We start from the raw sequence: 12,557 nt of genomic DNA, 5'->3' as shown, positions 1-12,557 counted from the left end.
ATCGATGTAACTGACCCACCATCGCGAGCAAGCTCGCTCCTACACGGGCCCGACGTTTTAGCGCTTACGGCACAACGTCAATCCATCGCCCAACGGCAATAACGACAGATCCACGCGCGAGTCATCCTTCAAGGCACGATTGAGTGCCTGGATGGCCCGGGTGTCTGCGCTCTCGGAATGCTCCTCAAGTACCCGCCCGCTCCACAGCGTGTTATCGAACACCGCCAGACCACCCACGCGCAGCAAACGCAGGGCGTGCTCAAGATAGGCTGGATAGTTAGCCTTGTCGGCATCAATGAAAATCAAATCGAAGTGGCCTGGCTGATTGAGCTGGTTGAGCGTTTGCAGTGCAGGCGCCAAACGCAGATCGATCCGCTCGGTGAGCCCCGCCTCCTGCCAGTAGCGGCGCGCGATGGCGTTGTAGTCGCCGGGAATATCACAGCAGATCAGCGAACCGTCATCCGGCAATGCAGCCGCCATGCACAAGGCGCTGTAGCCTGTGAAGGTGCCCACTTCAAGCAAATGCCTGGCACCGGTGATCTTCACCAGTAACGCGAGAAATTGCCCCTGCTCCGGCGCCACCTGCCAGCGAGCCATGGGCAGCGCCTGGGTTTCGTCGCGCAAGCGCTTGAGCACCGACGTTTCCCTTAAGGAAACGTCGAGCAGGTATTGATACAGGGAATCGTCGAGATTGAGCGTGCGAGCGGTCATGACAACCTCTGCGAACTATGGGTTACGCGCCAGATGCTCAGGTTGCAGGACACGTTTGGCGCTCAGGTAGGCTCTCTGCCAATACGCTTTGGACAAGCTGTCAAGCTTCACCGTGCCGCCGGTGGCTGGCGCATGGACGAATCGGCCTTCGCCGACATAAATGCCGGCGTGGCTGACCTGGGAGCCGCCATGGGTGGCGAAGAAAATCAGGTCACCGGTTTGCAGGCCTTCCTTGCCCACATTAGCCGCCTGCATGCTGATCAGCTCGCGGGTGGTACGCGGCAGGGAAATACCGGCGACATCACGGTAGACGTAGCCGATCAAGCCGCTGCAATCAAATCCGGAGTCTGGCGTGTTGCCGCCCCAGCGATAAGGTGTGCCGACCAGGCCCAACGCGCGGAACAGTACTTCTTCTGCTTCGGGGGAGAAGGCTTGGGATGAGCCGAAAATGATCGGCGCGCGAACCACCGGAGCAGGAGGCGGTGGGCGGCTCGCGCAGGCGCCAAGCAGCGCGGCAAAGAACATGATTGCGAGGCGGGCCGACGTCGTCATGGCAGAACATCCTGATCTGGCTGCGGCTTTTTCTGCAGGGGACGCAGAAAAGAAAACCGCCTGCGCAGGACGCAGGCGGTTTGCCATCAATAATAGATCTGGATTCTAGCGGCTAAACGGCAAACTTCAAGTAAGACTTTAAGTTCACCTTACAAACTGTCCGCTTATTGGCGCGCCGTGACGATCGTCGGGGCTGCGGTCGGGGCCATCGCGAGTGCGCGCTTGGCTTCGATGAAGGTTTTGTTCCAGTAACTGTCGCCCAGGCTATCGATCCGGACACCACCGCTGCGGCGGCTGCTGGAATGGATGAACTGGTTGTCACCCAGGTAGATCCCGGCATGACTGACGCGACCGCGTCGACCATTGGTGGCGAAAAACAGCAAGTCGCCCGGCTGCAGCTTGCTGCGAGAAACCAGTGGCGCGTCGACGTTGATCATTTCGCGAGTGGAGCGCGGCAGATTCATGCCGGCCTGTTCACGGAACAGGTAACCGATGAAACCGCTGCAATCGAAACCGTCTTCAGAGGTACCGCCGAAACGGTAACGGGTACCGATCAGGGACATGCCACGTTCGAGGATGCTGTCGGCCAGACCCGGAAGCTTGTACGACTTGCCGCCAGCAAAGTCGGCCAGTTCTTTTTCGGTGGCCATCTCTTCCTGGTAAAGAGCGGAAGACTGGGCAGTAACAGAATTTTGAACCTGCTGTTGTTGCTCTTGCTGGGACACTGGAGAGTGAGCAGCGCAACCGAACAACAGGGTGACGAGTGCGAGGGGCACGAGGGGTGCAAAGCGATTTAGCATGGGCACGACCGTGGCTGATAGTTGTAAAGAAGGCGAGACTATGCCCGCTATCAACCTCATTTGCAAATTCAATCGATCTTTATGTGACTTTCCGGTTTCGCGATTACATCTAAGCGCTAATGCCCCATTTAGACACCTGCGTGTCCTACGCCCTGTAGGACAGCGGATTTTTTGGCGCCTGAAATCTGCCAAAAACCTTGTAGGCACTAGGTTTTACCAGCCCAGTGTCTCTTTTAGAAACGGGATGGTGAGCTTGCGCTGGGCTTGAAGTGAGGCCTGATCGAGACGTTCCAGCAACTCGAAAAGCGCACTCATGCTGCGGGTGCCGCGAGTCAAAATAAAATGCCCGACTTCATCGGTCAGGTGCAGGCCGCGACGCGAAGCGCGTAGTTGCAAGGCCCGTAATTTGTCTTCGTCGGAAAGCGGCCGCATCTGAAAGATCAGCGCCAGGGTCAAACGAGACTTGAGGTCCGCCAGCTTCACCGGCAGTTCACGCGGGGAGGTCGAAGCGGCAATCAGCAAACGCCGTCCACTGTCACGCAGACGATTGAACAGATGGAACAGCGCCTCTTCCCAATCCGCGCGCCCGGCGACTGCCTGCAAATCATCCAGGCAGACCAGTTCGTATTGTTCGAGGTTATCGAGGATTTCGGTGCCGCGATCCAGCAGCTCAGCCAGTGGCAAATACACCGCCGGCTCGCCCAATTGCTCGAAGCGCAGGCACGCCGCCTGCAACAAGTGGGTACGCCCTACCCCGTCCTTGCCCCAGAGATAAATCAGGCTTTCGGTCCAGCCGGCGTCGGCTTCGCATAGCCGCTCGACATAGCCGAGTGCTGCGGCATTGGCGCCTGGGTAGTAATTGATAAAGGTAGCGTCATCACGCAGACGCACACCTAGGGGCAGCTGAATCGGTTTCATGCTGACTGAACAGTTCCAACGGAACCGTTAGTGGCCTCTGTGTAAAGTTTGCGAAGTTTATACCCGTGACGCGGGTCGCACAATGCGACAGACCACAAGCAAAATCAAAGGTTTGCGTTAACACACTGGTTTTATGACAGTTTCTTTGGCGGTGCATGTGACAGCCGCACGCAAGAGGCGGGCCCACCTGCTATCGAACCAGGCTGCCCGCCACGCACGCTCGACGCACGTCAGAGTTCCAGCTTGTCGACGCCACTGTACATATCGGAATCCTTATACAAATCGTGCATATGGCGAACCAGCACCATGATCACCGCCGCCACCGGCAGCGCCAACAGGACTCCGGTAAAGCCGAATAGCTCGCCACCCGCCAGAATCGCGAAAATCACTGCCACCGGGTGCAAACCGATGCGGTCCCCCACCAGCAATGGGGTCAGCACCATGCCTTCCAGCGCCTGGCCGACCATGAACACCGCGACGATGCCGATCATGGGATACAGGTCCCCGCCAAACTGGAACAGACCGGCAACCAATGCCGCGCTGATGCCGATGACGAACCCCATGTACGGCACAATCGCCGCCAGACCGGCAATCAGGCCGATCAACAACCCCAACTCCAACCCCACCAGCATCAGGCCCGCCGCGTAAATCACGCCCAACGCCAGCATCACCAGCAACTGTCCGCGAACGAACGCCCCCAGCACTTCATGGCACTCATCCGCCAGGGCGACCACACGCTCTTCGCGATTGCGGGGCAGCAGGCTGCGAATCTTGGTCATCATCACGTCCCAGTCCCGCAACAGGTAGAAACTGACCACAGGAATGAGCACCAGATTCGCCAGCCAGCCGATCAACGCAAGCCCCGAAGCCGTCGCCTGGCTCAGCACCACACCGACAATGTCCGAGGTCTCGCCCATGTGCTCGCTGATCGCCGCCTTGAGCTTGTCGAATTTCCAGAAGTTATTCGCCAACCCCAACTTCGATTGCGCCCACGGCAAGGCGGTGTGTTGCAACCAGTCAAGCATTTGCGGCGCCAGCTCGTACAAACGAAAGAGCTGCCTGGCAAGCATCGGCACCAACACCAGCAGCAGCGTCGTAAAGATAAGGGTGAACAGCGAAAACACCGCGATGACACCCCAGGTGCGTGACAGCCCGGCCTTTTCCAGCCGATCCACCAGTGGATCGAACAGATAGGCCAATAGCAGTGCGACCAGAAACGGTGTCAGGATCGGATGCAACAGCCAGACAAACGCGCAGAGCAGGACGACCCCACCCAACCAGAACCAACGCCGCGTATCGGCCATGAACCACTCCTGCTTCAGCACTTATATAAAAGGAAGGAAAGAAAAATCTACCAGCGGAAACGCAATTGCGGCGTCGGTGCAGGGGCTGGCGCTACAGCAGGTGCCGCCCCATCGGCGACCGGTTGAACGGGGGCCGTCGGGGCCGGCGCCTGTCCGGCCGGCACCTCTTGCAACTTCGCCAGCGACAACTGCGACCGCAATTGCTCGGCACTGCCATTGACCCGGTAAAGAATGCGGTCGCCATCAACGCTTTGCAGGCGCGCACCAAACGGCTCCAGCAAACGCCCGAGCGCAGCATAGTGCTCCAGGTTCATGCCCTGCACTTCCAGCAATTGTTCGCCCGAAACACCTGCCTTCACCACAAATCGCGGCGCCAGACGCTCGCTGACCGCCAGCATCACCGCATCGGCCACAGCGGCCTGATCCGCGCCCTGCACGGTCCCCGCTTCTTTCTTATCGCCCAGCCACAAATGCCATTTAGCCTGCCACTGGCCACCCTCTTCGCGGGCATGCACCGCCAGCAAGGCGTCAGCGTTGTAACGTTCCGAGGCGCCACGCAGTGGCGCCGCGTCCGAGCCTTCAAGATTGGGCGCCGTGGCGACCAGTTGTTCACTCAGGTCCGCCAGTGGCAAACGCAATGGCAAACCCCGGTGTTGCGCCGCTCGGCGCAGCGGCACCGCGCTGGCCTGGGCATCGCCCACAAGGCTCGAACCCTCGGTGGTATCGTTCAACCACCAACCGAGAATAGACGGCCGATCAGCCCCCCACAGTGACAGCCCGGCCCGGCGTAACGCTTGTTCGGTGGTCGCCGGATCGAAATCGACTTTCAGCACTTGCGGCGGACCGGCGTCAAAGCCGTACTGACTGATGATTTGCTGCGGATCTTTACGTACAGCCGCCAGACCCGGGCTTTGCGCCGCCTTGGGATCGCCGGTCAGGCGCAGGACCAGCGTATCCAGCGCACGCTGTGTCGCTTGATCGCGCTCCTCCTGCGATTGACTACTGACAGGCTCGCGAACCTGATAAAGACCTTTGACGGTTTCGGCATGGCTCGCCACACTGAAAAATGACAAACAGCCCACAAACACGAAGTTACACAGACGCATGGAAGATTCCTGACGACAAGAGCGGCTGGAACAGACCGCATGAAGATGATCGGGCAAGGCTGTGACTACCTCCTTGCGCAAAACATTCACACGATCACTGGAAGTTTTCGCACTGTCATAACGATAGACGGTTAATGGCGATACCTTATACAGCCATGCGAGACGTCATCCACACCGTCAATATCAATTTTTTTAATGCGATATGCCCCTGCCGTCGGTGTGAGGATGGCCGCTGCCCCTCAAGCCTGATAAAATCGCGCGCCTTCGCAGACCGGCAACAGCCGGGCACCCAGAAATATGCGCTCGGCACTCGTCCTCGTATATTTCGGCGGTCCCACTGGACTCGGTCGTTACCCCTGAATCCCCCCTAAAGGCCTGGATCATGAGCAAGCAACCCTCCCTGAGCTACAAGGACGCCGGTGTAGACATCGACGCCGGTGAAGCATTGGTCGAACGCATCAAGAGCGTCGCCAAGCGCACTGCGCGCCCGGAAGTCATGGGCGGCCTGGGCGGTTTCGGCGCCCTCTGCGAAATCCCGGCCGGCTACAAGCAGCCTGTGCTGGTTTCCGGCACTGACGGCGTCGGCACCAAGCTGCGCCTGGCGTTGAACCTGAACAAGCACGACAGCATCGGCATCGACCTGGTTGCCATGTGCGTAAACGACCTGGTGGTCTGCGGCGCCGAGCCGCTGTTCTTCCTCGACTACTACGCCACCGGCAAACTGAACGTCGAAACCGCGACCCAGGTCGTCACCGGCATCGGCGCTGGCTGCGAACTGTCCGGCTGCTCCCTGGTCGGCGGCGAAACCGCTGAAATGCCGGGCATGTATGAAGGCGAAGACTACGATCTGGCCGGCTTCTGCGTCGGCGTCGTGGAAAAATCCGAAATCATCGACGGCTCCAAAGTTGCTGCCGGCGACGCACTGCTTGCCCTGCCGTCTTCGGGCCCGCACTCCAACGGCTACTCGCTGATCCGCAAGATCATTGAAGTTGCTGGTGCAGACATCGAAAACATCCAGCTCGAAGGCAAACCGCTGACCGACCTGCTGATGGCCCCAACCCGCATCTACGTGAAGCCGTTGCTCAAGCTGATCAAGGAAACCGGCGCCGTCAAAGCCATGGCCCACATCACCGGTGGCGGCCTGCTCGACAACATCCCGCGCGTTCTGCCAAAAGGCGCTCAAGCGGTGGTTGACGTGGCAAGCTGGACACGCCCTGCCGTGTTCGACTGGCTGCAAGAGAAAGGCAACGTCGACGAAAACGAAATGCACCGCGTGTTGAACTGCGGCGTCGGCATGGTTATCTGCGTGGCTCAAGAGCACGTCGAAACCGCGTTGAACGTGCTGCGTGAAGCCGGCGAGCAACCGTGGGTCATCGGGCAGATCTCCACCGCGGCTGAAGGCGCGGCCCAGGTCGAATTGAAGAACCTAAAGGCGCACTAATGTCCGTCACCTGTGATGTCGTGGTGCTGTTGTCCGGCACCGGCAGTAATTTGCAGGCCTTGATCGACAGCACGCGGACCGGCGAGAGCCCCGTCCGCATCGCTGCGGTGATTTCCAACCGCGCCGACGCCTATGGCCTGCAACGCGCCAGGGACGCGGGTATCGACACCCGCACCCTGGATCACAAGGCGTTCGAAGGCCGTGAAGCCTTCGACGCCGCGCTGATCGAACTGATCGACGCTTTCAATCCCAAGCTCGTGGTACTGGCCGGTTTCATGCGCATTCTCAGCGCTGACTTCGTGCGCCACTATCAGGGTCGCCTGTTTAATATCCATCCCTCGCTGCTACCCAAATACAAAGGGTTACACACGCATCAGCGCGCGCTGGACGCTGGCGATAGTGAACACGGCTGCTCCGTGCACTTCGTCACCGAGGAACTCGATGGCGGACCACTGGTCGTACAGGCAGTAATACCGGTAGAGTTGCACGATTCGCCGCAGAGTCTGGCGCAGCGGGTCCACGCTCAGGAACACCTGATCTACCCGATGGCCGTACTCTGGTTTGCCGAAGGTCGTTTATCACTCGGTGAACAAGGTGCTTTACTGGATGGTCAGTTACTTGCGGCCAGCGGTCACTTGATTCGAACCTAGGAGATTTTATGCGTCGCGCCCTGCTCTTCGCTTGCGCTCTGCTCGCCCTGCCCTTGGCGCAGGCTGCGGACCTTCACCCCTTCTCCGCCAGCTATACCGCCGACTGGAAGCAACTTCCCATGAGCGGCACGGCTGAACGAAGCCTGACCAAAGAAGCCAACAGCGCCTGGAAACTCAGTTTCAAGGCGTCGATGATGATCGCCAGCCTGACTGAAGAAAGCACCCTGACCCTGGACAAGGACACTTTGCTGCCTCAGTCCTACCACTTTGAACGTAGCGGCCTGGGCAAAGCCAAGAAGTCGGATCTGGATTTCGACTGGACCACCAAGATGGTCACTGGCACGGATCGCGGCGACCCGGTCAAGGTCCCGCTAAACACTGGCATGGTCGACAAATCCACTTATCAACTGGCCTTGCAGCGCGACGTCGCCGCCGGCAAAAAAAGCATGAGCTATCAGGTAGTTGACGGCAACGACGTCGATACCTACGACTTCCGCGTGCTGGGCTCGGAAAAGGTCGAGACCAAGGCTGGCAACATCGATGCGATCAAGGTCGAGCGTGTACGCGACCCGACACAAAACAAACGCATCACCGTCCTGTGGTTTGCCAAGGACTGGGATTACCTGCTGGTCCGCCTGCAACAAGTTGAAACCGACGGCAAGGAGTACAACATCATGCTCCTCGACGGCACGGTCAACGGCAAGACTGTCAAAGGCAGCTGATCCGGATCGACACCAAAATCCGGAATCCGATAAGGATTCCGGATTTTTTTATGCCTGTTGCATTCAAATCCGCGCCAGTGCCTGGGCCAGGTCGACACGCAGGTCTTCGACATCCTCGACCCCTACCGATAAACGCACCAGCGCATCGCCAATGCCGAGTTGCGCGCGGGTATCTGCGGGAATCGTCGCGTGCGTCATGATCGCCGGATGTTCGATCAGGCTTTCCACCCCGCCCAGGCTCTCGGCCAAGGCGAAAATCTGCATGCTCTCGAGGAAACGCTTGGCGCCCGCCAGGTCGCTGTTCAGATCGAGGGAAATCATCCCGCCGAAACCGCGCATCTGCCGCTTCGCCAGTTCGTGCTGCGGGTGCGACGGCAGGCCCGGATAATAGACGCGCGCCACCTGCGGCTGACGCTCCAGCCATTGCGCCAGCTCCAGCGCATTGCTGCAGTGGCGCTCCATGCGCAGCGCCAGTGTCTTCACTCCGCGCAGGGTAAGGAAAGCGTCGAACGGCCCGGCGATAGCGCCCACCGCGTTTTGCAGGAAGCCCAGACGCTCACTCAGCTCGACGTTCTGCCCGACCACCGCAATACCGCCGATCACGTCAGAGTGGCCATTCAGGTACTTGGTCGTCGAATGCACCACGATATCGAAGCCCAGTTCCAGCGGGCGCTGTATCCACGGGCTGGCAAAGGTGTTGTCGGCCACACAGATGATGCCTCGATCACGACAGATGCGCGCGATGGCAGCGAGGTCCGTCAGACGCAGCAAAGGATTGCTGGGCGTCTCGACACAGACCATCCGCGTATCGTCCTGTAGCGCCGCTTCAAAGGCCGACAGATCAGTCAGATCAACGAAACTGAAGCGATGCCCGGCGCTACGGCGCCGCACCTTGTCGAACAACCGAAAAGTACCGCCGTACAGGTCATTGCCGGAGACGATATGGGCGCCCGTGTCGAGCAGTTCGAGCACAGTGGAAATAGTTGCCAGCCCCGAAGCAAAGGCGAACGCATGCGTGCCGCCCTCGAGGTCCGCCACGCAACGCTCCAGCGCAAAGCGGGTCGGATTGTGCGAGCGCCCGTAGTCGAAGCCCTTGTGCACACCCGGGCTCTGCTGCAAATAGGTGGAGTTGGCGTAAATCGGCGGCATCAGCGCCCCGGTGGTAGGGTCCGGCGACTGTCCGGCATGGATCACCCGCGTGGCAAAGCCACGTGGCGCAGCGGTTTCATCGTGTTGACTCATGTCAGGGATCTCCGCAAGTGATTGAGCATGTCGACTCGAGTAATCAAGCCGTGGAAGCCTGAGGCGTCGGCGATGATCGCCACCAGCCCACGGTCCAGCTCCGCCCGTAGTTCAGCCATACTGGCGCCGGGCGGCAGGGTTTGTAATGTGTCGGTCATCGCGCTGGCAACGGTCAGGCGGAAGTGCGAGGGGTCTTCCTGCATGCCGAGCAGAATGTCGGACTCGTCAATCACACCGACCAACCGCTGCCCGCCCTCCAGCACCGGCAGTTGCGATACATCCGCCAGGCGCATGCGCTGGAAGGCCGTGAGCAGCGTGTCATCCGGGCCCACGCTGATCACCCGGCCGTCCTCGAAGCGCCGCGCGATCACATCACGCAGATCGCCATAAGGCTTACGCGCAAGCAACCCCTGATCGTTCATCCACTGATCGTTATAGACCTTCGACAGGTAGCGGGTGCCGGTGTCGCAGACAAAGCTGACCACCCGCTTCGGCTCGGTTTGCTCGCGGCAGTAGCGCAGCGCCGCCGCCAGCAAGGTGCCGGTCGAAGAACCGCCGAGAATGCCTTCGGCGCGCAAAAGTTGACGGGCATGATCGAAACTTTCCTCGTCGCTGATCGAATAAGCGTGACGTACGCTGGACAGGTCGGCAATCGACGGAATGAAGTCTTCGCCGATGCCTTCGACCGCCCAGGAGCCGGGCGTACCGAGGGTGCCGCTGCGGCTGTACTCGGCCATCACCGAGCCGACCGGATCGGCCAGCACCATGACCAGGTCCGGCTGCACCCGGCGGAAGAAACGGGTCAGCCCGGTCAGCGTGCCGGCCGAACCGACGCCAACGACGATGGCATCCAGGTCGTGCTGGGTCTGCGCCCAGATTTCCGGCGCGGTGCTGCACTCGTGGGCCAGCGGGTTAGCCGGGTTGTTGAATTGATCGGCGAAGAAGGCATCGGGAATTTCCTGCGCCAGCCGCGCAGCGACGTCCTGGTAATAATCAGGGTGACCCTTGCCGACATCGGAGCGGGTGATGTGCACCTCGGCGCCCATCGCTTTCAGGTGCAAGACTTTCTCGGAGGACATCTTGTCCGGCACCACCAACACCACCCGATAGCCCTTGGCGCGGCCGACCAGGGCCAGGCCGAGGCCGGTGTTGCCGGCGGTGGCTTCGACGATAGTGCCGCCGGGCCGCAGGCGGCCATCACGTTCGGCGGCGTCGATCATCGCCAGGCCGATGCGATCCTTGATCGAACCGCCCGGGTTCTGCGATTCGAGCTTGAGAAAAAGGGTGCAAGGGCCGGTATCGAAACGGCTGACGCGCACGAGTGGCGTATTGCCGATCAGTTCGAGTACGGCAGGGCGGGAGTCGTTCGGCATGTCGTCACCTCGAGGTGGGAATCCCACTGGATGGACAGCAACCGGCGGCGAGTCATCGCGTGCCAGTCACACCTGGGCATCGCTTGGACCATAGGCCGGGATTGGCCCACTCGCAACCGTGCGCAGCCAGTCGGTCGCATCGTCGTATTGATTCAGCGTGATCACGAGCGGGTTGCAAATAGTGGAACGCCCGTTAAGAGGAATGCTCTATAACTTCAAGGTCTTTTTTGATCGACTGACTTTTCCTACTGCCTGCGAGGCTTCCCATGTCCGTTACCGTCAATACCCTCTCCAGCGAAGGTTTTCGTCACAGCGTGCAGATCGATGAACATGAACTGTTTGCCGATGTGCCTCAATCCGTAGGCGGCGAAGGCTCGGCACCGGAGCCACACGACTACTTCGACGCCGCCCTCGGCACCTGCAAAGCCCTGACCCTGAAGATGTATGCCAAGAAGAAAAACATCCCGCTGACGGGCGTGACGGTCGAGGTCAAACGCGACAACAGCGAAGAGCAAAAAGGCAAATATGCACTGCATGTCAAACTGACGCTCAAGGGTGTGCTCACCGACGCCGAGCGCGAAGAACTGCACCGCGTGGCCGACCGCTGCCCGGTCCACAAGCTGATGACCACTACCGACGTCAGCATTGAAACCCACTTGTCCGAAGGTGCCTTCAGCCAATAGCGGCAAGGGCTGCACAAGCGGGTTATGCTCCATGCGTCACCCGCTCAGCCTGGAATGCACCATGAACACTCCGCTCGTGATCCGCCCCCGCGCCGAAGATGTCGAAGGCCAGCCGATTCTTCGCCCGCTGCCATCCGCCAAATGCCGCAGTGTCGGACCTTTCGTGTTTTTCGACCACATGCTGGAAACCCACTATCCGGCGGGCAAAGGCATGAACATCCGCCAGCATCCGCACATCGGCCTCTCCACCCTCACCTACCTGTTCCAGGGGCAAATCCAGCACAAAGACAGCCTCGGGTCCGATCAGATCGTGGATGCCGGCGATGTCAGCTGGATGACCGCTGGTAGCGCGATTGCCCATGTCGAGCGCACGCCCGAGGCATTGAAGAGCAACGGGTTCACCCTGCACGGCTTGCAAATCTGGCTGGCATCGCCCAAGGATCGTGAGCAGGGCCCGGGACACTACAGCCACCATCCAGCCGCCACATTGCCCGTGAGCGACAACCTTGGCGTGAAGATCCGGATGATTGCCGGGTCAGGCTTTTGCCTGGAATCACCCGTACCGGTGCTTTCTCCTACGTTGTATGCGGAGTTGAACCTGCAAACGGCAACGACATTGCTGATTCCCACCGAACATGAAGAGCGGGCGTTGTATGTGTTGAGCGGAGAGGCGCTGCTTGAGGGTGAGCCGCTGGAGCTGAATTCGCTGGTGGTGCTGCCGGCCGGCGAAGAGATGACCCTGTTCGCCGAGAGTGACTGTCATGCAGTGCTGTTTGGTGGGGCGCCGCTGGATGGGCCGCGACGGATCAACTGGAATTTTGTGGCGAGCGATCCGGCAGTCATCGATGAAGCCCGGCGACGTTGGGCGGCCGGGGATTGGCCGACGGTGCCGGGGGAAAGTGAGCGGATCGAACTGCCCTAGAATCCTCGGTGGTAGCTACACCGCCATCGCGAGCAGGCTCGCTCCCACAGGGGGAATGCATTCCATTGTGGGAGCGAGCCTGCTCGCGAAGAGGCCAGCACTGACAGCGATATTTTCAGTGGAGAAAACAGCA

The 12,557-nt window shown here is 60.0% G+C and carries 13 protein-coding genes; 5 read left to right on the top strand and 8 right to left on the bottom strand.

What is annotated here, in order from left to right; genetic code table 11:
- Positions 1-57: 57 nt before the first annotated feature.
- The 6 genes from AC1MDT_RS01180 to AC1MDT_RS01155 form a co-directional block, all read right to left on the bottom strand.
- A complete protein-coding gene (locus tag AC1MDT_RS01180; RefSeq protein ID WP_480420320.1) occupies positions 58-711 on the bottom strand; it encodes an O-methyltransferase in 654 nt (217 codons plus the stop codon).
- Positions 712-726: 15 nt separating this feature from the next.
- Positions 727-1,263, bottom strand: coding sequence for a C40 family peptidase (locus AC1MDT_RS01175; protein ID WP_480420319.1), 537 nt, complete (start codon positions 1,261-1,263; stop codon positions 727-729).
- Positions 1,264-1,427: 164 nt separating this feature from the next.
- Positions 1,428-2,063: a C40 family peptidase gene (locus AC1MDT_RS01170; RefSeq protein ID WP_480420318.1), complete on the bottom strand. Its 636-nt coding sequence runs from the start codon at positions 2,061-2,063 to the stop codon at positions 1,428-1,430.
- A gap of 213 nt (positions 2,064-2,276) precedes the next feature.
- Positions 2,277-2,981 carry a DnaA regulatory inactivator Hda gene (gene hda, locus AC1MDT_RS01165; protein ID WP_157713295.1) on the bottom strand — a complete coding sequence of 235 codons (705 nt, stop codon included), beginning with the start codon at positions 2,979-2,981 and terminating at the stop codon, positions 2,277-2,279.
- A 230-nt stretch (positions 2,982-3,211) separates the two neighbouring features.
- Positions 3,212-4,285, bottom strand: a complete 1,074-nt coding sequence (locus AC1MDT_RS01160; RefSeq protein ID WP_480420317.1) for an AI-2E family transporter — start codon at positions 4,283-4,285, stop codon at positions 3,212-3,214.
- Positions 4,286-4,332: 47 nt separating this feature from the next.
- Complete coding sequence (locus tag AC1MDT_RS01155; RefSeq protein WP_480420316.1) at positions 4,333-5,391, bottom strand: DUF2066 domain-containing protein; 1,059 nt, start codon at positions 5,389-5,391, stop codon at positions 4,333-4,335.
- 382 nt (positions 5,392-5,773) lie between these two features.
- Between AC1MDT_RS01155 and purM the strand changes: the two genes are divergently transcribed.
- From purM to AC1MDT_RS01140, 3 genes are read left to right on the top strand one after another with little or no spacing between them, the layout of a single operon-like run.
- Entirely contained in the window at positions 5,774-6,832 is a 1,059-nt protein-coding gene (gene purM / locus AC1MDT_RS01150; protein ID WP_480420315.1) for a phosphoribosylformylglycinamidine cyclo-ligase, read from the top strand.
- Positions 6,832-7,482: a phosphoribosylglycinamide formyltransferase gene (gene purN / locus AC1MDT_RS01145; RefSeq protein ID WP_480420314.1), complete on the top strand. Its 651-nt coding sequence runs from the start codon at positions 6,832-6,834 to the stop codon at positions 7,480-7,482. The genes purM and purN overlap by 1 nt, the downstream gene beginning before the upstream one ends.
- 8 nt (positions 7,483-7,490) lie before the next feature.
- Positions 7,491-8,204, top strand: coding sequence for a DUF3108 domain-containing protein (locus AC1MDT_RS01140; protein ID WP_480420313.1), 714 nt, complete (start codon positions 7,491-7,493; stop codon positions 8,202-8,204).
- A gap of 63 nt (positions 8,205-8,267) precedes the next feature.
- Here the strand turns inward: AC1MDT_RS01140 and AC1MDT_RS01135 are convergent, their stop codons facing one another.
- Both AC1MDT_RS01135 and AC1MDT_RS01130 read right to left on the bottom strand, forming a co-directional pair.
- The gene (locus AC1MDT_RS01135) at positions 8,268-9,446 is read right to left on the bottom strand and encodes a cystathionine gamma-synthase (protein WP_480420312.1); all 1,179 of its coding nucleotides are present in this window, start codon (positions 9,444-9,446) and stop codon (positions 8,268-8,270) included.
- On the bottom strand, positions 9,443-10,819 hold the full coding sequence (locus AC1MDT_RS01130) for a pyridoxal-phosphate dependent enzyme (RefSeq protein ID WP_414908485.1): 1,377 nt from the start codon (positions 10,817-10,819) through the stop codon (positions 9,443-9,445). Before AC1MDT_RS01130 ends, AC1MDT_RS01135 begins: the two co-directional genes overlap by 4 nt.
- 266 nt (positions 10,820-11,085) lie before the next feature.
- Between AC1MDT_RS01130 and AC1MDT_RS01125 the strand changes: the two genes are divergently transcribed.
- Positions 11,086-11,502, top strand: coding sequence for an OsmC family protein (locus tag AC1MDT_RS01125; RefSeq protein WP_480420311.1), 417 nt, complete (start codon positions 11,086-11,088; stop codon positions 11,500-11,502).
- A 61-nt stretch (positions 11,503-11,563) separates the two neighbouring features.
- Positions 11,564-12,424, top strand: coding sequence for a pirin family protein (locus AC1MDT_RS01120; RefSeq protein ID WP_480420310.1), 861 nt, complete (start codon positions 11,564-11,566; stop codon positions 12,422-12,424).
- Positions 12,425-12,557 lie beyond the last annotated feature (133 nt).

Source organism: Pseudomonas sp. ASL7 (genome assembly GCF_056680375.1).
Note: the sequence above shows the minus strand (reverse complement) of the source record. Positions and strands in the feature narration are given on the sequence as shown.